The following is a 22,899-nucleotide window of genomic DNA, read 5'->3' as shown; positions in this document are numbered from 1 at the left end:
GGACCATTCATGTTGCGCATCCTGCTGATCGACGACACCCAGAGCAAACTCGGCCGCCTCAAGGCGGCCTTGAGCGAGGCCGGCTTCGAGGTCATCGAAGCCCCAGACCTGACCATCGACCTGCCCGCCTGCGTCGAAACGGTGCGCCCGGACGTGGTGCTGATCGATACCGACTCACCGGACCGCGATGTAATGGAACAGGTGGTCCTGGTCAGCCGTGACCAACCGCGGCCGATCGTGCTGTTCACCGACGAGCACGACCCCGGGGTGATGCGCCAGGCGATCCAGGCAGGGGTCAGCGCCTACATCGTCGAAGGCATTCATGCCGCGCGGCTGCAACCGATCCTGGACGTGGCCATGGCCCGCTTCGAAAGCGACCAGGCGCTGAAGGCGCAGCTGCTTGCGCGCGACCAGCAACTGGCCGAGCGCAAGCGCATCGAGCAGGCCAAGGGTTTGCTGATGAAGATGAAGGACTGCAACGAAGAACAGGCCTACACCCTGATGCGCCGCCAGGCCATGAGCCGGCAGCAGAAGCTGATCCAGGTGGCCGAGCAGATCATTGCCATGCACGAGATGCTGGGCTAGCAACCTGCTTCACGCGGTCCCTGTAGGAGCGGCCTTGTGTCGCGATGGGCTGCGCAGCAGCCCCAGGATCTCAGCTTCGCGGCAGAGATTGCCGGGGCTGCTGCGCAGCCCATCGCGACACAAGGCCGCTCCTACAAGGGGGCTGCAACTTCTCAGAGTTGGCCCATCTCTTGCTGAACAAACTATCACCGGTAGCCAACGGCGGTTGCCCACTTGATCCCGACAAAGACGTCGCTCTCCCCTCCACCCACGTGGAGCGGGTAGCGGCGTCTTTTTCGTTCCGTTGCATTGCCGAGTGAGGTGTTCGATGAGTACCAGCTTCTGGAAATCCGGGCATGTGCCCACGCTGTTCGCCGCGTTCCTGTACTTCGACCTCAGCTTCATGGTCTGGTACCTGCTTGGCCCACTGGCGGTGCAGATTGCCGCCGATCTGCAGCTGAGTGCACAACAACGGGGCCTGATGGTGGCCACGCCGATCCTGGCCGGGGCGATCCTGCGCTTTGCCATGGGCGTGCTGGTAGACCGCCTGTCACCCAAGACCGCCGGGCTGATCGGCCAGGTGGTGGTCATCGTCGCCCTCGCCGCTGCCTGGCACCTGGGCGTGCACAGCTATGAACAAGCGCTGCTGCTGGGAGTGTTCCTCGGCTTTGCCGGCGCCTCGTTCGCCGTGTCACTGCCGCTGGCCTCGCAGTGGTACCCGCCACAGCACCAAGGCAAAGCCATGGGCATTGCCGGCGCCGGCAACTCCGGCACGGTGTTCGCCGCCCTGCTGGCCCCGGCGCTAGCTGCGGGCTTTGGCTGGAACAATGTGTTCGGCTTCGCGCTGGTCCCGCTGTTGCTGGCCCTGTTGGTGTTCGCCCTGCTGGCACGCAATGCTCCGCAGCGGCCCAAGCCAAAAGCCATGGCCGACTACCTCAAGGCACTGGGTGACCGTGACAGCTGGTGGTTCATGTTCTTCTACAGCGTCACCTTCGGCGGCTTCATCGGCCTGGCCAGCGCCCTGCCCGGCTATTTCAGCGATCAGTATGGCCTGAGCCCGGTCACCGCTGGCTACTACACCGCTGCCTGCGTGTTCGCCGGCAGCCTGATGCGCCCGCTCGGCGGCGCCCTGGCCGACCGCTTCGGCGGCATCCGCACCCTGCTGGGCATGTACAGCGTGGCGGCCATCTGCATCGCTGCAGTCGGCTTCAACCTGCCTAGCGCCGCCGCGGCACTGGCCCTGTTCGTCAGCGCCATGCTCGGCCTGGGGGCCGGCAATGGCGCGGTGTTCCAGCTGGTACCGCAACGCTTCCGCCAGGAGATCGGCGTGATGACCGGGCTGATCGGCATGGCCGGCGGCATCGGAGGCTTCCTGCTGGCCGCCGGGCTTGGCACCATCAAGCAGCACACCGGTGACTACCAGCTGGGGCTGTGGCTGTTCGCCAGCCTGGGCTTGCTGGCCTGGTTCGGCCTGCACGGCGTGAAACAGCGCTGGCGCACCACCTGGGGCTCGGCTGCGGTTACCGCGGCGCGGGTCTGAGGCACAGCCATGAGCCTGCAACTGAACTTTGCCCAGGCCAGCGCCACCGGGCCGCGCGAGGAAAACCAGGACGCCCTGCGCCTGGTTACCCCGGCGCCGGAGCTGGCCGCCAGCAAAGGCTACCTGTTCGCCCTCGCCGACGGCGTCAGCCAATGTGCCGATGGCGGCCTGGCAGCCCGTGCCAGCCTGCAGGCGCTGGCCCTGGACTACTACGCCACCCCCGCGACCTGGAGCGTGGCCCAGGCCCTCGACCGCCTGCTGCTGGCACAGAACCGCTGGCTGCGCGCCCAAGGCAGTGGCCAGCCACTGCTGACCACCCTCAGCGCGCTGGTGCTGCGTGGCCGGCGCTTTACCCTGGCCCACGTGGGTGACTGCCGCGTGTACCGCTGGCACGCTGGGCGCCTGCAATGCCTGAGCGAAGACCATGTATGGGACCAGCCAGGCATGCAGCATGTGCTGAAACGCGCGCTGGGCCTGGACCAGCACCTGCTGGTGGATTATCTGGAAGGTGAGCTGCAGCCGGGCGAGAGCTTCCTGCTGTTGAGCGATGGCGTATGGGCCAGCCTGGGCGACCAGCACATCCAGGCGGTACTGCGCGAGCAACCCGACCTGCAACTGGCCGTCGACACCCTGGTCGCCAGCGCGCACCTGAACGGCAGCCAGGACAACGCCAGTGCCTTGCTGGTGCAGGTCGAGCAACTGGGCACGGCCAACCTGGGCGACACCTTGGCGCAGCTGCAGCAATGGCCAGTGCCCGGCCCGCTGCGTGAAGGCCAGGTAATCGATGGCTGGCAAGCCGAAAAGCTGCTTTCGCAAAGCCGCCAGTCGCTGCTGTACCGGGTGCGCGATGCCCAGGGCCATGCCTGGCTGCTGAAGACCCTGCCCGCCGCACGCGAGCAGGAGCCCGGCGCGGCGCAAGGGCTGTTGCTGGAAGAATGGTTCCTGCGCCGGGTCGCTGGCCGACACTTCCCCGAACTGCACACCGCCAGCCAGCGCCAGCACCTGTACTACGTGATGCGCGAATACCCCGGCCAGAGCCTGGCAGCGCTGCTGACCGAGCACGGCCCGCTACCCATGCCGCAGTGGCTGGAGCTGGCCCGGCAGCTGCTGCAAGCGGTCGGCGTACTGCACCGGCGCAACCTGCTGCACCGCGACATCAAGCCAGAGAACCTGCACTTGGGCAGCGATGGGCAGCTGCGCCTGCTGGACTTCGGCCTGGCCTACTGCCCGGGCTTGTCCGAAGACCCGCTGCACGAGTTGCCGGGCACACCGTCATACATTGCCCCGGAAGCGTTCGACGGCCAACCGCCCAGCCCACGCCAGGACCTGTATGCCGTGGGTGTGACGTTGTATCACCTGCTGACCGGGCATTACCCCTACGGCGAGGTGGAGGCCTTCCAGCGCCCACGCTTCGGCCAGCCGGTCAACGCCGCGCGCTACCGCCCCGACCTGCCGGAATGGCTGCAGCACAACCTGCAGCAGGCACTGGCAGCGGACCCGGCGCAGCGCTTCGAAACCGCCGAACACTGGTTGCTGCTGCTCGAACGTGGCGACCGCCAGGAACTGCCCAGCCGGCCACGGCCGTTGCTGGAGCGCGAACCGTTGAAGGTCTGGCGCACTCTGGCGCTGCTGTCCTTGCTGTTCAACCTGATATTGCTGCTCACCCTGCTCAAGGGCTGAACGCACCTTGCCGATGAGGAAACCCTGATGAATGCGAAAGTCTGGCTGGTTGGTGCTGGCCCTGGTGACCCCGAACTGCTCACCCTCAAGGCTGTACGCGCCTTGCAGCAAGCCGCTGTGGTGATGATCGACGACCTGGTCAACCCGGCGGTGCTGGAGCATTGCCCACAGGCCCGGGTGATTGCCGTAGGCAAGCGCGGCGGCTGCCGCTCCACGCCGCAGGCGTTCATCCAGCGCCTGATGCTGCGCCATGCGCGGCAAGGGCGCTGCGTGGTCCGGCTCAAGGGCGGCGACCCGTGCATCTTCGGCCGTGGTGGTGAAGAGGCGCTGTGGCTGCAGGGGCATGGCATTGAGGTGGAAGTGGTCAACGGGATCACCGCCGGCCTGGCTGGCGCCACGCAATGCGGGATTTCTTTGACCTCACGGGGTGTGAGCCGGGGCGTGACGCTGGTCACGGCACATACCCAGGACGACAGCGAACTGAACTGGGCGGCCTTGGCCCAGGGCGGGACGACGCTGGTGGTGTACATGGGCGTGGCCAGGCTGGAGCAGGTGCGCCAAGGGTTGCTGGACGGGGGCATGGCACCGGCGACGCCGGTGGCGATGATCGAAAATGCCTCGTTGCCGCAGCAGCGGGAATGCAGGAGCGATGTGCGGGGGATGGTCGAGGATGCGCGGGGGTTTGGCTTGCATAGCCCGGCGATTTTGGTGATTGGGGAGGTGGTTGGGGAACAGCAGGCCCTGGGGCTGATCGCAGTCGCGGGCTGAACGCCATCCCTGTAGGAGCAGCCTTGCGCTGCGAAGAGGCCGGTACGGGCAATGGTATTCTGTTGCTGTAATGGCCTCTTCGCAGCGCAAGGCTGCTCCTACAGGCATTGTGCAGGCTTTGAGACCGGATAAATCCCAGGCAAAGAAAAACCCGGCCGAGGCCGGGTTTTTCATGAAGCTTCAAACCAATTACTTGGCCTGGGCTTCTACCTGAGCTTCAACGCGACGGTTGACAGCGCGGCCTTCTTCGGTGGCGTTGTCGGCAACCGGACGGGTTTCGCCGTAGCCAACCGAGTCAACACGGCTGGATTCCACGCCGTACTGCTGGGTCAGGACCTGCTTGACAGCGTTGGCACGACGCTCGGACAGCTTCTGGTTGTAAGCGTCTGGGCCGACGGAGTCAGTGTGACCTTCCACGGTGGTGGTGGTCTGTGGGTACTGCTTCATGAAGTCAGCCAGGTTCTTGATGTCGCCGTAGCTGTTTGGCTTGACGACCGACTTGTCGAAGTCGAACTTGACGTCCAGCTCAACGCGAACGACTTCGGCAACAGCCGGGCAGCCATCAGCGTCAACGGTAACGTTGGCTGGGGTGTCTGGGCACTTGTCGACGTTGTCGCAAACGCCGTCGTTGTCGGAGTCGGAGCACACTTCGGCAACTGGAGCCGGAGCGACTTCAGCTTGCTTCGGGCTACCGCCGAAGTTCAGACCAACACCAACGGTCGGGCCCCACTCGGTGTTGCCGTTGTCGATGTTGTACATGGCTTCTACGCCAGCACGGGCGAAGAACATGTCGGTGATGTACCACTTGGCGCCAGCGCCAACGTTGGCGAAGGTGGAGTGGTCGCGGCCGCTACGAGTGGCCTGGCCCAGGCTCTCGTGAGCGAAACCGGCGGAAACGTACGGACGCAGAGCGTCGCCCACGGTACCGAAGTGGTAGGTAGCGTCGAGCTTGGCCTTGGAACCTTTGATGTCTTTGTTGAAGACTTCACCACGAGCGTTGTGGGTCTCGTTGTAGCCGAGGTCCAGGGAAACGTCGTCGGTCAGGAAGTAGCCCAGGCGAACACCAGGATTGGTGCCGTCGTTCTTGAAGTTACGTTCGCTGTCGTAGTACTGCTTGGTAACGTTGCCTTCGATTTCCACAGCGCCTTGGCCTTGAGCCAGAACGCCGAACGAAGTAGCAGCGACGAGCGAGCCAATGGCCAAGCCCAAGGTGTTTTTCAATTTCATCCGTTAAATCCCCATCTGGTGATAGTTAAGCAGTCCCACCACAAACAAGGGGGACAACTCGACGGCAAGTCTAGCAGAACTCGCCGGTTCGTTAGAGATATTTGCACGCCACTAAGTTTCATCGAGGCCGGCAAATTTCTCCCGAAGCTTGTCTAGCGCGCGCTTGTAGCGCATTTTTGTCGCGCTCAGCCCCATGTGCATGATGTCGGCAATTTCCTGAAATTCCAGCTCTGCGACAAAACGCAGCACCAGGATTTCCCGGTCAATCGGGTTCACATGCACCAGCCACTTGTCCAGCCCGCCTTTTTCTTCCGGCTTCGGAGCCTTGTCTTCGGACGCCTCTTCAACAGGGTCCAGACTCAAGGCATCCATCAACCGACGTTTACGGCGCTCCTTGCGGTACTGGGTAATGCATTCGTTGTAGGTGATGCTGTAGAGCCAGGTCTTGAACTTGGACTTACCCTCGAAGTTCTTCAGCCCGTACAGCACTTTCAACATGACTTCCTGACAGACATCGTCCGCGTCACGGTCGTTCCCCAGATAACGCGCACAGACGTTGAACAGGGTCCGTTGGTAGCGCCGCATGAGCTCTTCATAGGCGCGGGTAACGTGGTACAGCTCCTCATGCGAACGCGCCACCAACTCTTCGTCGGTGAGCTCGCGGGGGTCATAACGCATGGGCGGCGAATGAACTTTATTCAAAACGGATCTGGCCGACAGTCAGGTCAATGTCGCCGCGCGACCCCGTGGGTCGATTTTCGCGGCGGCATACATTAACAGCTTTGTGCGGTTAGCGGCTATTGACTCGCTGTTCAAGCAGCTCACGATTGGACAGCGATACCAGTTCGCCATCATCGGTCAGCAGCGTCGTCTTGACCGTACCGATCTCCTCGATATGCCCTTCGACCTCGCCAATCCGCACCTGCTGGCCCACCTGGTACAGCTCGCGTACGTAGATGCCGGCCAGGATCTGCCCGGCGATTTCGCGGCTGCCCAGGCCCATTGCCAACGCAACGGCCAGACCAACGGTAATCAGCCCGATCACGATCACATGGTTCAGCAGGTCGGTTTTCACCTCCAGCTGGCTGATGGCCACCGAGATGCTGATGATGATCACCAGGCCCTGGGTGATACGCCCCAGGCCTGCCGAGTATTCCAGGCCGATGCCTTCGGCTGCGCCGCGTACCAGGCCGTTTGCCACCTGGGCCAGCAGCACGCCAGCCAGCAGCACCAGGGCTGCGCCGAACACCTTCGGCAGGTACAGGGCAAGCATGTCGAGGGTTGCCGAGACCCGCTCCAGGCCCAGCGACTCGGCGGCCGAGACCAGGAAGATGAGCAGCACGAACCAGTAGACGATCTTGCCGATCAGGGTGGAGATGGGTACCTGGATGCCGACCCGGCCGAGCATCTTGGTCAGGCCGGTGCCAGCCATCAGGCGGTCCAGGCCGAACTTGGCCAGCAGTTTGGACAGCAGCGTGTCGAGCAGCTTGGCCACCACGAAACCGAGCAGCACCACGACCAGCGCGCCGAACAGGTTGGGGATGAAGTTCGCTACCTTGGTCCAAAGGGCAGTCATGGCGGTGACCAGGCTCTGGGTCCAGAGATCGAGTTCCATATTCAATCGGCCTTATCTGCTTTGCTGCCGTTGGCAGCGTTGCGGGAAGAGTGTCGACGCACCGGCGCAACATGCGCCGCGCCATTGTTCACGGCGATCAGCAGCGCCTGGCTCCAGCGGCCAAGCAGGCTGAACAGATCGCCCGCGCCAACCTGGCGGTTGGCGGTTTTCAGCACGCGACCCAGGCAAGCGGCGTCGTCCCGGTCGTCCCGGTCATTGCCGGAGGGTGACGCCTTGAGCAGGTCGCGCAGGGATTCTTCAAACGGATCGTGCATGGGCACCTCGCGCAGTGTCAGTCAGAGACGAGATGGCCGGTCGATGGGTCACACATCGATTTGGGACGAGTGTTTCAAAATGAATGCGCGTCGGCTTCTTCGCGGGCACGCCCGCTCCCACAGGGATCCCACAGAACCTGAAGGCTGTGGTGTCCCTGTGGGAGCGGGCGTGCCCGCGAAGAGGCCAGAGCAGGTCAATCGACATCTATACCCACCGCAACCGCCGGAACAGCCACCACTGCCCCACCGCCAGCCCCAGCACGACGATGCAGGCAAACAGGAAGCCATAGGGGTTTTCCGCCCCCGGGATGCCGCCGACATTGATGCCCAGCAGCCCGGTAATGAAGCTCATGGGCAGGAAGATGCAGGTGATAATGCCAAAGCGGTACATGGTGCGGTTCATGCGCTCGCTGCGCCGGCGATCCTGGCTTTCCAGCACCAGGGCGGCCCGCTCGCGGGCCAGTTCCAGCTCTTCGAGGTAGCGGATCAGGCTGTTGTTCAGCTCGTTCCAGTAATCGGCGTCGGCATCGACGAACCAGCTCCATTTGCTACGCGACAGCTGGGCGTAGATCTCTCGCTGCGGAGCCAGGAAACGCCGCAGGCCGGCGGCACGCCGGCGGATCTGCTGCAGGCAACCATTCTCTGGAGTGTACCGTTCGTCGGATTCGACCTTTTCTTCTTCCAGGTCGACCAGTTCGGACAGGTCGCTGACAAGGCCTTGGACCTTTTCGGTCAGCAGTTCGCCCATCAGCAGCAACAGCTCGGAGGCCGATTTCGGGCCCCTGCCTTCTTCGAGCTGCTGGAGAATCTCGTCACTGGCGCGCAACGGCCGCAGGCGCAGCGAGATAACCCGCTGCGCCTCGGCGAAGATGCGCACCGAGACCATGTCTTCAGGCTCTGCACCCGGGTTGAGGTTGACCCCACGCAGGAACAGCAACAACTGTTCATCGGCCATGGGCAGCAGGCGCGGCCGGGTATTTTCTTCCAGCAGCAGCTCGCAGGCGAACGCGCTCAGGCCGCTGTCGTGCAGCAGCCAGGTGCGGGTTTGCGGATGGCTGCGGTCCCAGTGCAGCCAAAGGCTCTGCTCGGGTTGCAGCTGCAGGTCGTCCAGCTCGGTACGGGCAATCGAGCGCGCGCCGCCTTTGCCATCGAGCACCAGGGCGTGGACCAGCCCCCACTGCGCGTTGTCTTCCTCGAACATCAAAGCTCCATCAGCGCGGGCGGCGCATCACTCCGGCATTTTCAGCGGGCTTGGCGAGACCAGCACGCCATTGTTGTCGGCATACACGTACTCGCCCGGGCGGAAGGTCACCCCGGCAAAGGTCACTGCCACGTTGAGGTCGCCGATGCCGCGCTTGTCGGTCTTCATCGGGTGGCTGGCCAAGGCCTGCACGCCGACGTCGGTCTGGATCAGCACGTCGACGTCACGCACGCAGCCGTAGATGACCAGGCCTTCCCAACCGTTCTTGGCAGCCTTCTCGGCGAGCATGTCGCCGAGCAATGCACGGCGCAGCGAGCCACCACCATCGACGACCAGGACCTTGCCCTTGCCATCGAGCTCGACCTGCTCCTTGACCAGCGAGTTGTCTTCGAAGCACTTGATGGTGACGATCTGGCCGCCGAACGAATCGCGGCCGCCGAAATTGCTGAACATCGGTTCCAGCACCTGCACCAGGTCCGGGTAGGCATCACACAGGTCGGGCGTAACGTAATGCTGCATGGGAAGCTCCTGTCAGTCACAACGAAAGCGGGTATCGGCCAAGGCTACACCGTAGAGCCCATTGCAGTCATCCGGGACCAAGCAGTCAGTTGTGTTTTGCCTGTACCGGCCCTTTCGCGGGCACGCCCGCTCCCACAGGGATCACACAGGGGCTGAATGCTGTGAGGTCCCTGTGGGAGCGGGCGTGCCCGCGAAAGGGCCAGTACAGGCGACGCAAACTCAGCTGATGGGCACAGGCTCCGCCACCACCGTGGATTCATGCACCGGCACCAGCGGATCCCGCAGCCAACGCTCCACCAGCGGCCACACCTGCACCTGCGCGGCCTTGCTCACCAGCATGTCGACATGCCCGAAAGCCTCGAAGCCTTCCTCGAGCCCCAGCCGCAGAAACTGCTTGCGCTCACCGCCCATTTGCTCGAACAGCTTGCGGCAGGCCCACACCGGGTCCTGGAAGTCCCCCGCACCCGCCACCGCCAGCAGCGGCACATCCACCTTGGCCAGCCCCGCCCACCAGTCGCTCTGCCTGTCGCCAAAGCGCCCGAACAGGCCATGCCAGCGCATGCTCTCCAGGGCCAGGCCGATCGGCTCATCCTCCGGCCCACGCTTGAAACGCGGCCCGGAAATCTGCCCCCAACGCTTGAGCAGCAGCTTCGCCCCCCAGGCCAGCGGCGGCACCTTCAACGGCCAGTACACGCGGCTGATCTGGGTACCGAACAGCGCCACGCTGGCCACCTCCTCGGCAGGCAGAAAGCCACCGCCCAGCGCTGCCGCCAGGGTCGTACCACCCAGGGAATGGCCGACCCAGTGCGGCGCCTGGCCCGATTGCTCGCGCACGAACGCGGCAATCAGCGGCAGGTCATCGCGGGCATAGGCGGCGACGCTGTTGTGCTTCCAGTCATGGTTACGCGGCGACAGGCCGTGGCCGCGCATTTCCGGGATCCACACATCGAAGCCGGCGCGGGCGAGATAGGCCCCCAGGCCAACCCCTTTGGGCGAGTACCAGAAGCGGCGGTTGGAGAAGCTGCCGTGCAGGAGAATGACCGGCACGCCCTGGGCCAAGCCCTGATCGGCCAGCCCCAGGCGGGTGACAGCCAGCTCGACGCTGGGGTCAGGGCTGTTGCCGGCCTTGATCCGGTACACGTCTTCGCTGAGGTCGCCGCGGCGCTCGGCACTGAGCAGGGCCACGGGGAATAGAGTGCTGCTGCTTTGCATAAGGTTGCTTGGTGCACAAAAAAGGGCGGGATCCATTGCTGGAGCTCGCCCTGGAAAAAACCAGGCGGGGGTACGCCAGACGTACCCCCGCGTTTTACTGCATCAGACCGCGCCCTGCCCTTCGGCCAGGTAGAACCAGGTTTCGAGTACCGAGTCCGGGTTCAGCGACACGCTGTCGATGCCCTGTTCCATCAGCCACTTGGCCAGGTCCGGGTGGTCCGACGGGCCCTGGCCGCAGATGCCGATGTACTTGCCAGCCTTGTTGCACGCGGCAATGGCGTTGGCCAGCAGCTTCTTCACCGCAGGGTTACGCTCGTCGAACAGGTGGGCGATGATGCCCGAGTCACGGTCCAGGCCCAGGGTCAGCTGGGTCAGGTCGTTGGAGCCGATCGAGAAGCCGTCGAAGTATTCCAGGAACTCTTCGGCGAGGATGGCGTTGGACGGCAGTTCGCACATCATGATCACGCGCAGGCCGTTTTCGCCGCGGGCCAGGCCGTTTTCGGCAAGCAGGTCGACGACCTGGCTGGCTTCACCCAGGGTGCGTACGAACGGCACCATGATCTCAACGTTGGTCAGGCCCATCTCGTTGCGCACGCGCTTGAGCGCACGGCACTCGAGCTCGAAGCAGTCACGGAACGATTCGCTGATGTAACGCGAAGCGCCACGGAAGCCCAGCATCGGGTTTTCTTCTTCCGGCTCGTACAGCTTGCCGCCGATCAGGTTGGCGTACTCGTTGGACTTGAAGTCCGACAGGCGCACGATGACCTTTTTCGGGTAGAAGGCCGCAGCCAGGGTGCTGATGCCTTCGACCAGCTTCTCGACATAGAAGCCGACCGGGTCGTTGTAGCCGGCGATGCGTTTGTCGACGCTGTCCTTCAGGTCGGCCGGCAGGCCTGCGTAGTTCAGCAGTGCCTTGGGGTGCACGCCGATCATGCGGTTGATGATGAACTCCAGGCGCGCCAGGCCGACACCGGCGTTGGGCAGCTGGGCGAAATCGAACGCACGGTCCGGGTTGCCGACGTTCATCATGATCTTGAACGGCAGGTCAGGCATGGCGTCGACCGAGTTCTGCTTGACGTCGAAGCCCAGCTCGCCCTCGAAGATGAAGCCGGTATCGCCTTCGGCACAAGATACGGTCACACCCTGGCCATCTTTCAGCACCTGGGTGGCGTTGCCGCAACCGACCACGGCCGGAATGCCCAGCTCACGGGCGATGATCGCCGCGTGACAGGTACGCCCGCCACGGTTGGTGACGATGGCGCTGGCGCGCTTCATCACCGGTTCCCAGTCCGGGTCGGTCATGTCGGAGACCAGCACGTCGCCCGGCTGGACCTTGTCCATTTCCGATACGTCGTTGATCACGCGGACCTTGCCGGCGCCGATGCGCTGGCCAATGGCGCGGCCTTCGACCAGTACGGTGCCCTTCTCTTTGAGCAGGTAGCGTTCCATGACGTTGGCGCTGGAGCGGCTCTTCACCGTCTCGGGGCGCGCCTGGACGATGTACAGCTTGCCGTCGTCACCGTCCTTGGCCCATTCGATGTCCATCGGGCGCTGGTAGTGCTGCTCGATGATCATGGCCTGCTTGGCCAGCTCGCTGACCTCGGCATCGGTCAGGCAGAAGCGCGCGCGCTCGGCGCGGTCCACTTCGACGGTCTTGACCGAACGGCCGGCCTTGGCTTCTTCGCCGTAGACCATCTTGATGGCCTTGCTGCCCAGGTTGCGGCGCAGGATAGCCGGGCGGCCGGCCTCCAGGGTTTGTTTGTGCACGTAGAATTCGTCAGGGTTGACCGCACCCTGCACGACGGTTTCGCCCAGGCCGTAGGCGCCGGTGATGAACACCACGTCGCGGAAGCCCGACTCGGTGTCGAGGGTGAACATGACGCCGGCGGTGCCGGTTTCGGAGCGGACCATGCGCTGCACGCCGGCGGACAGGGCCACCAGCTTGTGGTCGAAGCCCTGGTGCACGCGGTAGGCGATGGCACGGTCGTTGAACAGCGAGGCGAACACTTCCTTGGCCGCGCGGATCACGTTGTCGACGCCCCGGATGTTGAGGAAGGTTTCCTGCTGGCCGGCGAACGAGGCGTCCGGCAGGTCTTCGGCGGTGGCCGAGGAGCGCACGGCAACTGCCATGTTGTCGTTGCCGGCAGCCATTTCGGCGAAGGCCGTACGGATTTCCGAATCCAGGCGGGCCGGGAAGTCGGCTTCCATGACCCACTGGCGAATCTGCGCGCCGGTCTTGGTCAGGGCGTTGATGTCATCCACGTCGAGTGCGTCGAGCGCGGCGTGGATACGGTCGTTGAGACCACTCTGTTCGAGAAAATCGCGGTACGCCTGCGCCGTAGTGGCAAAGCCGCCCGGCACCGATACACCAGCACCTGCGAGGTTGCTGATCATCTCGCCCAGGGATGCGTTCTTGCCCCCCACATGCTCCACATCATGGACGCCGAGCTTATCGAGGGAAACTACGTACTCTACCAAGGTGATCTCTCCACTAACTGTATTGGAAAAGCTCAAGGGCGCCCGCCTGCCTTCGTTGACTTGGCCGGACGCTTGTGGCCTGTACCTGGAAAATAAGTGAGAATGCCGACAGCCGCATTCGGCAAACCGAACTTATCATATCCAAGAAACGTCATCAGCTTAAGGCCCAGATCGCAAATGAAACGAACCGCGTTCTTCATCTCCGACGGCACCGGCATCACTGCCGAAACCCTGGGCCAGAGTCTGCTCGCTCAATTCGAGAGCATTCCGTTCAATAAATTCACCCGTCCCTACATCGATTCGCCGGAAAAGGCGCGGACCATGGTCCAACAGATCAACGCCGCGGCCGAGCGCGATGGTGTACGCCCGATCATCTTCGACACCATCGTCAATCAGGACATCCGTGAGATCCTGGCTACCTCGAATGGCTTCATGATCGACATCTTTTCTTCGTTTTTGTCCCCGCTTGAACAAGAATTGACTGCCCATTCGTCGTATTCCGTCGGCAAGTCGCACTCGATTGGCGGCAATTCCAACTACATGGAACGCATCGAGGCGGTGAATTTCGCCCTGGACAACGACGATGGCGCGCGCACCCACTACTACGACAAGGCCGACCTGATCCTGGTAGGCGTATCGCGCTGCGGCAAGACCCCCACCTGCCTGTACATGGCCATGCAATTCGGCATCCGCGCCGCCAACTACCCGTTGACCGAGGACGACATGGAGCGCCTGCAGCTGCCGGCGGTGCTGAAAAAGCACCACAACAAGCTGTTCGGCCTGACCATCGACCCCGACCGCCTCACTGCCATCCGCCACGAGCGCAAGCCCAACAGCCGCTATTCCAGCTTTGCCCAGTGCGAGTTCGAAGTGCGCGAGGTGGAAAACCTGTTCCGCCGGGAGAACATTCCCAACATCAATTCCACGCATTTTTCGGTGGAGGAGATTTCGGCGAAGATTCTGGTGGAAAAAGGAGTGGAGCGCAGGTTCAAGTAAGCCTGTACCGGCCTCTTCGCGGGTAAACCCGCTCCCACAGGGACCTCACTGCACTCAAGTCTTGTGATATCCCTGTGGGAGCGGGTTCACCCGCGAAAGGGCCAGCACAGGAATAAAAAAGCCCCGGCATCACTGCCGGGGCTTTTCATTTCAGCTCATGGCTCAGGACGGCACCACCGCCGCCTGCCCGCTCATGGCCAGGTCGACCAGCTCGCGGTTGGCCACCGCGTACATCGCATAGTCGGTACCGGTGGCATTGCGCAGGTCATCCAGCATGGCGCGCCAGCGCTCCACCATCACCCGGTGCTGCTCGGCCCACAGCGCCACGCGGGCGTCCATGTCTTCCGGCGCATCGGCCATCTGCAGTACCGAGATGGTGATCGCCCGCTGCTGCAGGTCGATGTCGTCGCGGAACGCCTCGCGGGCCAGCGCCTGCCAGTTGTTCTCCACCGGCAGGTTGCTGATTTCCTGCAGGTACCAGGTCAGGTCCAGCGCGCTGCCCACGGCGAAGAACGCCTTGGCCACCTGCGCCGGGTCATGGCCGGTAACGTCCGAAGCCTCGATGATCGGCAACAGGGTGTACAGGTGGGTAGTGCCAGCCACCATGCGCGCCAGCAACTCCGGCACACCAGCCTCGACGAAGCCCTGGTAGCGCACCATCCAGCGCTCGCGGGTCGGGCCTTCGAGCAACTCGTCGAGCTTGAGCCCCAGTTGCGCGATCTTCGGCCCGAAATGCGCGGTGTCGCGCCCGGCGTCCTGCTCGTTGCGGCGGCTGCGCAGGAACCAGCGGGTGGCACGGCGGCCCAGGCGCATCAGCTCGTCCATCAGGGTCAGCTGGATCTCCGCCGGCACCTGGTAGTCCAGTGCCTCGATCTGGCGGAACCAGTGCGGCAGGTGGAAGATGTCGCGCACGATCACATAGGCCCCGGCCACGTTGGCCGGGCTCATGCCGGTCGACTCCTTCAGGCGCTGGACGAAGGTGATGCCCATGTTGTTGACCAGGTCGTTGGCGATCTGGGTGCTGACGATTTCGCGCTTCAGGCGGTGGCGGCGCATGGACTCGGCAAATTTGCTGACCAGCGACGGCGGGAAGGCGGTTTCCATGTCGCGGGTCAGGTAGTCGTCGTCCGGCACCAGCGACTTGAGCAGCTGTTCCTTGAGGTCGATCTTGCTGTACGAGATCAGCACCGACAGCTCGGCGCGGGTCAGGCCCTGGCCGGCGGCCAGGCGCTCGGCCAACTGCTCTTCGGACGGCAGGAACTCGATGGCGCGGTCCAGCTTGCCTCGGGCCTCCAGGTCGGCCATCAGGCGTTTGTACTCGGCAATCCGCTCGCGGGCACGGCGGGCCGCCAGCGACAACGCCTGGGTCTGCTTGTAGTTGTTGCCCAGCACCAGGCCGGCCACTTCGTCGGTCATGCTGCCCAGCAGCTGGTTGCGCTGCTTCTCGGTCATATCGCCACCCTGCACCACTTCGTTGAGCAGGATCTTGATGTTGACCTCGTGGTCGGAGCAGTCCACGCCGCCGGCGTTGTCGATGAAGTCGGTGTTGGTGGCGCCGCCATGCAGGCCGAACTCGACCCGGCCAAGCTGGGTCATGCCCAGGTTGCCGCCCTCGCCCACCACCTTGCAGCGCAGTTCGTTGCCATTGACCCGCAGCGCGTCGTTGGCCTTGTCGCCGACGTCGGCGTGGCTCTCGGTGCTGGCCTTGACGTAGGTACCGATGCCACCGTTCCACAGCAGGTCTACCGGTGCCTTGAGCAGCGCATTGAGCAACTCGGTCGGGGTCAGGCGGTCGGCTTCGATGGCGAAGCGCTCTTTCATCTGCGGGCTGATGGCGATGCTCTTGGCACTGCGCGGGAAGATCCCGCCGCCTTCGGACATGATGCTGGTGTCGTAGTCGCTCCAGGCCGAGCGCGGCAGGTCGAACAGGCGCTTGCGTTCGGCAAAGCTTGCGGCTGGCTCCGGGTTCGGGTCGATGAAGATGTGCAGGTGGTTGAACGCCGCCACCAGTTGCAGCTTGTCGGACATCAGCAGGCCGTTGCCGAACACGTCGCCGGCCATGTCGCCGACGCCAATGACGGTGATCGGGTCTTCCTGCACATTGATGCCGCGCTCACGGAAGTGGCGCTGCACGCCCACCCAGGCGCCGCGCGCGGTAATGCCCATCTTCTTGTGGTCGTAACCGGCCGAACCGCCCGAGGCGAAGGCGTCGCCCAGCCAGAAGCCGTAGTCGATGGCGATGCCGTTGGCGATGTCCGAGAAGGTCGCGGTGCCCTTGTCGGCCGCCACCACCAAGTACGGGTCGTCATCGTCATGGCGCACCACGTTGGCCGGCGGTACCACGCCACCGTCCTTCAGGTTGTCGGTGATGTCGAGCAGGCCGGAAATGAAGATGCGGTAGCACGCCACGCCTTCGGCGGCGATCTCGTCACGGCTGCCGCCCAGCGGCAGACGGCGCGGCAGGAAGCCGCCCTTGGCACCGACCGGCACGATGACCGAGTTCTTCACCTGCTGGGCTTTCACCAGGCCCAGCACTTCGGTGCGGAAGTCTTCCTCACGGTCGGACCAGCGCAGGCCGCCGCGGGCGACGTTGCCAAAGCGCAGGTGCACGCCCTCGACCCGTGGCGAGTAGACGAAGATCTCGAACTTGGGCACTGGTTTAGGCAGTTCGGGGATCAGCTTGGGGTTGAACTTGAAGCTGAAGTACGACTTGTTGTGGCCGTTGGCGTCCGGCTGGTAGAAGTTGGTGCGCAGGGTGGCCTTGATCAGGTCCAGGTAGCGACGCAGGATGCGGTCTTCGTTGAGCACCTGCACGTCGTCCAGCGCGGTCAGGATGGCTTGTTCCAGGCGCAGTTGCTTGTCATCCAGGTCTTCCTGGGTGAGCTTGCGCGCCAGGTAGAAGCGGGTCTTGAACAACCGGGTCAGCTCGCGGGCGATGTCGGTGTGGTTGTTCAGGGTGCTGGCGATGTAGCCCAGGTCGAAGCCCAGGCGAATCTGCTTCAGGTAACGGGCGTAGGCGCGCAGCAGCGCCACGTCGCGCCATGGCAGGCCGGCGGTCAGCACCAGGCGGTTGAAGGCGTCGTTCTCGGCATCGCCGCGGACGATGTGGATGAAGGCATCCTGCAGGGTGTCGTTGAGCTGCTGGATGTCCAGGCTCAGGCCTTCGCTGTAGGTGAAGGCGAAGTCGTGGATCCAGTAGCCGCGGCCACTGGCATGGCGCAGGCGGTACGGGAACTCGCCGAGCACGCGCAGGCCAAGGTTCTCCAGGATCGGCAGCACGTCGGACAGCGCCAGCGGCGTGTCGGCGTGGTACAGCTTGCAGTGCAGGGTGCGCTCGCCGACCTGGGTCAGCGGCTGGTAGAAGCTCATCGCCAGCGGCTTGCTTTCCGACAGGTTCAGCACGTGCTGCAGGTCGACCACCGCCGAGTGCGCGGCGAAGCGCTCGCGGTAACCCGCCGGGAAACCTTTGGGGAAGTCGGCGAGGATGTTGGTGCCCTGGGCTTCGCCGAAGTTCTCGATCACCAGCGCCGAGTAGTCGTCATGCCACGAGCGGCAGGCCTGGATCACTTCGCGTTCCAGCTGCTGCGGGTCGATGTCGATGCGGTTTTTCGGGTCTACCCGCAGAATCAGCTGCACACGGGCCAGCACCGATTCGGAGAAGAAGGTCCAGAACTCGCAGTCGCTGGCCTTCAGGCGCTCCATCAGCACCTGCTGGATCTTCTGCCGCACTTCGGTGGAGTAGATTTCCCGCGGTACATAGGCCAGGCAGTAGCAGAAGCGGCCGTACGGGTCCTTGCGCAGGAACACGCGGATCTTGTTGCGTTCCTGGATCTGCACGATCGACATGACGGTGCTGAACAGCTCGTCGACCGGGGTCTGGAACAGATCGTCGCGCGGCAGCACTTCCAGCACCTGGGCCAGTTCCTTGCCCAGGTGGGCCTTGGGATCGAAGCCCGAGCGGCGCTCGACTTCGGTAACCTTCTGCCGGATATAAGGGATGGCATGCACGCTTTCGCCGTACACCGACGAGGTGTACAGGCCCATGAAGCGGTGTTCCTTGATCACCTTGCCGTCAGCGTCCAGCTGGCGGATCGACACGTAGTCCGGGTAGGCCGGGCGGTGTACGCGGCTTGGCAGCGCGGCCTTGGCGAACGACAGCAGCAACGGTTCGTTGAGGTAGGCCACGGCATAGTCTTCGATGCGCAGCTCGTCGCTCGTCAGGCCCACGCGCAGGCGGCGCGGCAGGCCGAGGAACGACTGCTCGTCGTAGACCATCTGGCCGCCATCGGCGTCGCCCTTGACGGTGAATTCTTCATAGCCCAGGAAGGTGAAGTGGTTGTCCAGCAGCCACTCGAGAAAAGCCTTCACCTCGCCCTTTTCGTGCTGCGCCGGGCCAAAGGCGGTCTGCTCCACCTCCGCCACCACTTCACGCAGCTTGGCCTTCATCGGTTCGAAGTCGGCAACCACCACCCGAACCTCGGCCAGCACCTGCTCGATCTCGCGGGCCAGTACCGTCAGCTCGGCGGCGTTGGCGCAACGGTCGATCTCCAGGTACATCAGCGACTCATGGCGTACACCCTCGCCCTGGCTGCCCTTGGGCAGCAGTTCAAGCAGCTCGCCCTTGGCGCCGCGGCGCACGCTGAGCACGGTGGTCTGCAAGGTGTGGATGCTGTAGCCGCGGCGGTTGAGCTCGGTGCGTACCGAGTCGACCAGGAACGGCAGGTCGTGGTGCAGCACTTCGACCACGCTGTGGGTCGATTGCCAGCCATTGCGTTCGTAATCGGGGTTGTACACCCGTACTTGCGGGTATTCGGGGTCGAAACGCTCGATGATGCGCCAGGCTGACAGGGTGCAGCCGGCCAGGTCGGAAAGCCTGCGTTGGGTGAGTTCGTCCAGAGAGATGATGCCGAAGAACTGCTCGGCGAACAGCGCGACTTGTGGCAGGGACTGTTCGCTGATGTGCTGCGCCAGGGCCGCTTGCAGTTGATGCTGGAAGTCGGCTTTGCTGGCTGCGGTGAAGAACGCCATCTGTGGTACTCCGCTTGGGCTTTGTAATAATTGAAGCGTCGCTGCGTGCGCCGTGTACGGATCAACGATAGCCAACCCGTGGCAAGGCGGACGGTAAAACCAGGCGTTGAACGTGCGCAGGCACGCCCAGGGCTCGCCGAAGCTTAACGACTGATCGGTCATCAAGGCTTGCAGCGCTGCGACAATTTCGGTCAAGGGGGGGTAACTTTACGTTTATGCCTGTCGGCAAGACTGTCAGAATTCCCTTCCGTTTCCTTTGATCCGAGCCTTGTCCATGCAAATCAATACTGCCCTGCTGTTCGCCACCCCTTGCGATGACGAGGAAGACAACATGGCGACCCTGTGCTGCCACAGCGACAAGGGTCAGATGTTCCTGCTGACCCGCTACCCGGACGAAGACACCGTCGACCTGACCCTGGATGACGAGCCGTCGACGCTGGATGGCCTGAAAGTGACCCTGAGCGCCAAGCGCCTGCTGATCGAAGTGGCGGCCGGCGACCGGGATGCGCTGAAGGGTGATGAGGTGCTGGAGATCAACCTGACCAGCGAGTTGAGTGACATGGATGAAGTGAAGGAAACCCTGGAGAACATCCTGGCCGGGACCGGCACCTTCGTCTGCGAACTCTGAGCCATACAGCAATCCAAATGCTTGCGCGATCCCTGTAGGAGCGGCCTTGTGTCGCGATGGGCCGCAAAGCGGCCCCAGAATCTCGGCGTCACGGCATACATTGCTGGGGCCGCGTTGCGGCCCATCGCGACACAAGGCCGCTCCTACAAAGGCCGCGCCAGGCTTCAGATCAGTGCCGCTTGCATCTCTTGGGCCTGTTGCCGCAACGCCTGGCAAAACGGCTCCACCGCCGCCGACGCCGGCCGGTGGTCCGGCCTGATCAGCATCACCTGGTACGGCACCGACACCCGCAACCGCCGGATCGGCAACCCGCCCTGCGCCGCCTCCAGCCCGCTCAGCGGGTTGATGATCGCCACCCCCAGGCCCTGCCTGACCATGGCACACACCGAGGCAGCACTGGTGGTCTCGATGACCGTGCGGCGGTTCACCCCTGCCGCGCGAAAGTGCTGGTCCAGGCGCTGCCGGTAGGTGTCCAGGCTGGCCAGGTTGATGAAGTCGACCTCGTGGAAGTCGCTCAGCTCCAGCTCGGCCCTGGCCTGCAACGGGTGCCCGTCGGGCAGCACGCACACCATGTTGGCGCTGAACAGTAATTCGCCGTAGGCGCCACGCGGTATCTGTTCTACCTCGGTCAGGCCCAGGTCATGCTGCTGGGCAACCAGCGACTCCTCCAGCAACGGCGACTCCTGCGCCAGGATACTCACGCTCACGCCCCGGTGCTGCTGGTGAAAGCGCTGGCAAGCCTTGGGCAGCAAGGTCTGGGAAAACAGCGGCAGGCAGGTAATGGCCAGCCGGCCCTGCTCGAAATTGCGGATGGCCTGGGCAAAGCGGTCGATGCGCTCCAGCCCTACGTAGGCCCGTTCAACCTCCTCGATCAACAGCAGCGCCTGGGCCGTCGCCACCAGGCGGCCACCTTCGCGCTCGAACAGGTTCAGCCCGGTTACCTGCTCCAGCCGCGCCAGCTCACGGCTGACGGTGGGCTGCGAGGTAAACAGCAGGCGCGCCGCACCGGTGACGCTGCCAGCGGCCATGATGGCGCGGAACACTTCGATATGGCGGACGGACAGTTTCACGGGCAACACCTAGCAAGTCGGCAATGGTCATATCAGATATGAATGGCTGACAGAAAAATAGCTATTTTTCTGAATTCCTGCTTTGGCTCATCCTCGTGGCCTTCCTTATATGAGTAGCGCCGCCATGACTGCACCCTTCACTCTTCTGGCCGAGGCTGTCCGCCAGCACGGCTCGCCGCTGTGGGCCTATGACGCCGGCACCATCGCCGAGCGTGTCGAACAGCTGAAGGTGTTCGACACCGTGCGCTTCGCCCAGAAGGCCAACCCCAACCTGCATGTGCTGCGCCTGATGCGTGCCCACGGCCTGGTGCTGGACGCAGTGTCGCTGGGCGAAATGGAGCGGGCTTTTGCCGCGGGCGCCAGCGTGGATGGCGACCCTGCCGGCGTGGTGCTGACCTGCGACGCGCTGGACCGGCCGACCCTGGAGCGGGTGGTGGCCTCGAAGATCGAAGTTAACGCCGGCTCCATCGACATGCTGCGCCAACTGGGTGAACGCTCGCCCGGCCACCGCGTGTGGATCCGCATCAACCCCGGCTTCGGCCATGGCCACAGCCGCAAGACCAACACCGGCGGCGAGAACAGCAAGCATGGCATCTGGCACGAAGAGCTGGGTGAAGCGCTGGCCTGCGTGAAAACCCATGGCCTGCACCTGGTAGGGGTGCACATGCACATCGGCTCGGGGGTGGATTACCTGCATCTGGAGCAAGTGGCGCGCTCGATGATCGAGCTGATCGGCCGCCTGGGCGTGGACATCGAGGCGTTCTCCATTGGCGGCGGCCTTTCCACCCCGTACCGCAGCAGCGACAAGCCGGTCGACCTGCAACGCTACGCCCGGACCTGGGCCGTGGCCCGCAAGGAGATCGAAGCGATGCTGGGCCACCCCGTGCGCATGGAGATCGAGCCAGGGCGCTTCCTGGTGGCGGAATCGGGCTACCTGGTGGCCGAGGTACGTGCCGTGAAGCAGGTGGGCCGCAACACCTTCGTCATGATCGACGCCGGTTTCAACGACCTGATGCGCCCGGCGATGTACGGGGCCTACCACCGCATGACCCTGCTCGACGCCGACGGCCAGCCGGTTGACCGCCCACGGCAGCCGACCGTGGTGGCCGGGCCGCTGTGCGAGTCGGGTGATGTGTTTACCCAGGATGATCAGGAACTGACCCCGCACGACCTGCCCCAGGCGCAGGTGGGTGACCTGCTGGTGATCCACGACGCCGGGGCCTATGGCGCGTCGATGTCGTCGAACTACAACAGCCGGCCGTTGCTGCCGGAGTTCCTGATCGAGGATGGAGCGCTACGGATGATTCGCCGCAGGCAGACGGTGCAAGACCTGCTGGGCCTGGAGGCAGGCTTCTAACTATCGACGTGGATTGCAGTCGAGCCCATCGATGGCACGGGCTTCGCCCATGTTCGCGGGTAAACCCGCTCCCACAGGTACGGCGCCGGGCTCGAGGGCAGTGCCGTACTTGTGGGAGCGGGTTTACCCGCGAAAGGGCCGGCCCGGGCAACACATCAGCTGATGCCCTGCCCCACCGTCCATTGCCCCGCCCCACACAATCCGGGTACCCTTTTTTCCTCCCGGTCTCCCCAGGCATGACTCCATGATCATTCGCCAAAGCATCGCTGCAGACCACCCGCAACTGCTCGATATCTGGCTGCGCGCCGTGCGCGCCACGCACCACTTTCTGCAAGCGTCCGACATCGACGCGCTGCTGCCGCAATTGCGCGACGTCTACCTCCTGGCCGTCGAGCTCTGGGTCGCGGTTGACACCGAAGACCGCCCGCTGGGCTTCATCGGCTTCAATGGCAACCACGTGGAAATGCTCTTCGTCGCCCCTGAGCGCCATGGCCAGGGCATAGGCCGCGCGCTGCTGGACTTCGGCCGCCAGAAGCACAGCGTGATGAGCGTCGATGTCAACGAGCAGAACCCGCAGGCGGTGGGGTTCTACCGGCATTACGGTTTCATCCAGACCGGCCGCTCACCGCTGGATGGCGAAGGCCGGCCGTTCCCCTTGCTGCATATGAGCCTGCCCGCACAGGCTTGATTTCCGGGGCCGCATTGCGCCCCGCCGCTGTTACAAATTCGCGAGACAGACCA

Annotated in this window: 18 protein-coding genes; 8 read left to right on the top strand and 10 right to left on the bottom strand. The window is 63.9% G+C overall.

Annotated features, from left to right (window positions below):
- The first annotated feature begins 9 nt into the window (after nt 1-9).
- From C163_RS07765 to cobA, 4 genes are all read left to right on the top strand, one after another.
- The gene (locus tag C163_RS07765; protein ID WP_025338289.1) at nt 10-585 is read left to right on the top strand and encodes an ANTAR domain-containing response regulator; all 576 of its coding nucleotides are present in this window, start codon (nt 10-12) and stop codon (nt 583-585) included.
- 307 nt (nt 586-892) lie between these two features.
- Nucleotides 893-2,104 (top strand): NarK/NasA family nitrate transporter, encoded by a 1,212-nt coding sequence (locus C163_RS07760; protein WP_025338288.1) that lies wholly within the window; start codon nt 893-895, stop codon nt 2,102-2,104.
- Nucleotides 2,105-2,113: 9 nt separating this feature from the next.
- On the top strand, nt 2,114-3,784 hold the full coding sequence (locus C163_RS07755) for a bifunctional protein-serine/threonine kinase/phosphatase (protein WP_025338287.1): 1,671 nt from the start codon (nt 2,114-2,116) through the stop codon (nt 3,782-3,784).
- 27 nt (nt 3,785-3,811) lie between these two features.
- Complete coding sequence (gene cobA / locus C163_RS07750; protein ID WP_025338286.1) at nt 3,812-4,552, top strand: uroporphyrinogen-III C-methyltransferase; 741 nt, start codon at nt 3,812-3,814, stop codon at nt 4,550-4,552.
- A gap of 189 nt (nt 4,553-4,741) precedes the next feature.
- Here the strand turns inward: cobA and C163_RS07745 are convergent, their stop codons facing one another.
- The 8 genes from C163_RS07745 to ppsA form a co-directional block, all read right to left on the bottom strand.
- Nucleotides 4,742-5,779, bottom strand: coding sequence for an OmpA family protein (locus tag C163_RS07745; RefSeq protein WP_004376136.1), 1,038 nt, complete (start codon nt 5,777-5,779; stop codon nt 4,742-4,744).
- Between the two features lie 111 nt (nt 5,780-5,890).
- Nucleotides 5,891-6,457, bottom strand: coding sequence for an RNA polymerase sigma factor SigX (gene sigX, locus C163_RS07740; protein ID WP_003248665.1), 567 nt, complete (start codon nt 6,455-6,457; stop codon nt 5,891-5,893).
- A 112-nt stretch (nt 6,458-6,569) separates the two neighbouring features.
- Nucleotides 6,570-7,394: a mechanosensitive ion channel domain-containing protein gene (locus tag C163_RS07735; RefSeq protein ID WP_004376138.1), complete on the bottom strand. Its 825-nt coding sequence runs from the start codon at nt 7,392-7,394 to the stop codon at nt 6,570-6,572.
- Nucleotides 7,395-7,396: 2 nt separating this feature from the next.
- Nucleotides 7,397-7,669: a hypothetical protein gene (locus C163_RS07730; RefSeq protein WP_004376140.1), complete on the bottom strand. Its 273-nt coding sequence runs from the start codon at nt 7,667-7,669 to the stop codon at nt 7,397-7,399.
- A 205-nt stretch (nt 7,670-7,874) separates the two neighbouring features.
- Nucleotides 7,875-8,870 carry a zinc transporter ZntB gene (locus C163_RS07725; protein ID WP_025338285.1) on the bottom strand — a complete coding sequence of 332 codons (996 nt, stop codon included), beginning with the start codon at nt 8,868-8,870 and terminating at the stop codon, nt 7,875-7,877.
- A 27-nt stretch (nt 8,871-8,897) separates the two neighbouring features.
- On the bottom strand, nt 8,898-9,389 hold the full coding sequence (rraA, locus tag C163_RS07720; RefSeq protein ID WP_021785500.1) for a ribonuclease E activity regulator RraA: 492 nt from the start codon (nt 9,387-9,389) through the stop codon (nt 8,898-8,900).
- A gap of 219 nt (nt 9,390-9,608) precedes the next feature.
- Nucleotides 9,609-10,601: an alpha/beta fold hydrolase gene (locus tag C163_RS07715; RefSeq protein WP_256220391.1), complete on the bottom strand. Its 993-nt coding sequence runs from the start codon at nt 10,599-10,601 to the stop codon at nt 9,609-9,611.
- Between the two features lie 102 nt (nt 10,602-10,703).
- Complete coding sequence (gene ppsA, locus C163_RS07710; RefSeq protein WP_025338283.1) at nt 10,704-13,079, bottom strand: phosphoenolpyruvate synthase; 2,376 nt, start codon at nt 13,077-13,079, stop codon at nt 10,704-10,706.
- Nucleotides 13,080-13,256: 177 nt separating this feature from the next.
- Between ppsA and C163_RS07705 the strand changes: the two genes are divergently transcribed.
- On the top strand, nt 13,257-14,075 hold the full coding sequence (locus C163_RS07705; RefSeq protein ID WP_024086557.1) for a pyruvate, water dikinase regulatory protein: 819 nt from the start codon (nt 13,257-13,259) through the stop codon (nt 14,073-14,075).
- A 162-nt stretch (nt 14,076-14,237) separates the two neighbouring features.
- On the opposite strand, the gene C163_RS07700 is transcribed toward C163_RS07705, so the two are convergent.
- Nucleotides 14,238-19,103, bottom strand: coding sequence for an NAD-glutamate dehydrogenase (locus C163_RS07700; protein WP_025338282.1), 4,866 nt, complete (start codon nt 19,101-19,103; stop codon nt 14,238-14,240).
- Nucleotides 19,104-19,377: 274 nt separating this feature from the next.
- Between C163_RS07700 and C163_RS07695 the strand changes: the two genes are divergently transcribed.
- Complete coding sequence (locus C163_RS07695) at nt 19,378-19,731, top strand: hypothetical protein (RefSeq protein ID WP_013971664.1); 354 nt, start codon at nt 19,378-19,380, stop codon at nt 19,729-19,731.
- Between the two features lie 164 nt (nt 19,732-19,895).
- Here the strand turns inward: C163_RS07695 and C163_RS07690 are convergent, their stop codons facing one another.
- A complete protein-coding gene (locus C163_RS07690; RefSeq protein ID WP_025338281.1) occupies nt 19,896-20,801 on the bottom strand; it encodes a LysR family transcriptional regulator in 906 nt (301 codons plus the stop codon).
- 124 nt (nt 20,802-20,925) lie between these two features.
- On the opposite strand from C163_RS07690, the gene lysA reads away from it, so the two are divergent.
- Nucleotides 20,926-22,158 (top strand): diaminopimelate decarboxylase, encoded by a 1,233-nt coding sequence (gene lysA, locus C163_RS07685; RefSeq protein WP_025338280.1) that lies wholly within the window; start codon nt 20,926-20,928, stop codon nt 22,156-22,158.
- A gap of 244 nt (nt 22,159-22,402) precedes the next feature.
- Nucleotides 22,403-22,846 carry an acetyltransferase gene (locus C163_RS07680; RefSeq protein ID WP_025338279.1) on the top strand — a complete coding sequence of 148 codons (444 nt, stop codon included), beginning with the start codon at nt 22,403-22,405 and terminating at the stop codon, nt 22,844-22,846.
- The last annotated feature ends 53 nt before the right edge of the window (nt 22,847-22,899 follow it).

The organism is Pseudomonas sp. FGI182, assembly GCF_000511325.1.
Taxonomy (GTDB): Bacteria; Pseudomonadota; Gammaproteobacteria; order Pseudomonadales; family Pseudomonadaceae; genus Aquipseudomonas; species Aquipseudomonas putida_Z.
The sequence above is the reverse complement of the archived record's forward strand: the minus strand, read 5'-3'. Positions and strand labels throughout refer to the sequence as shown.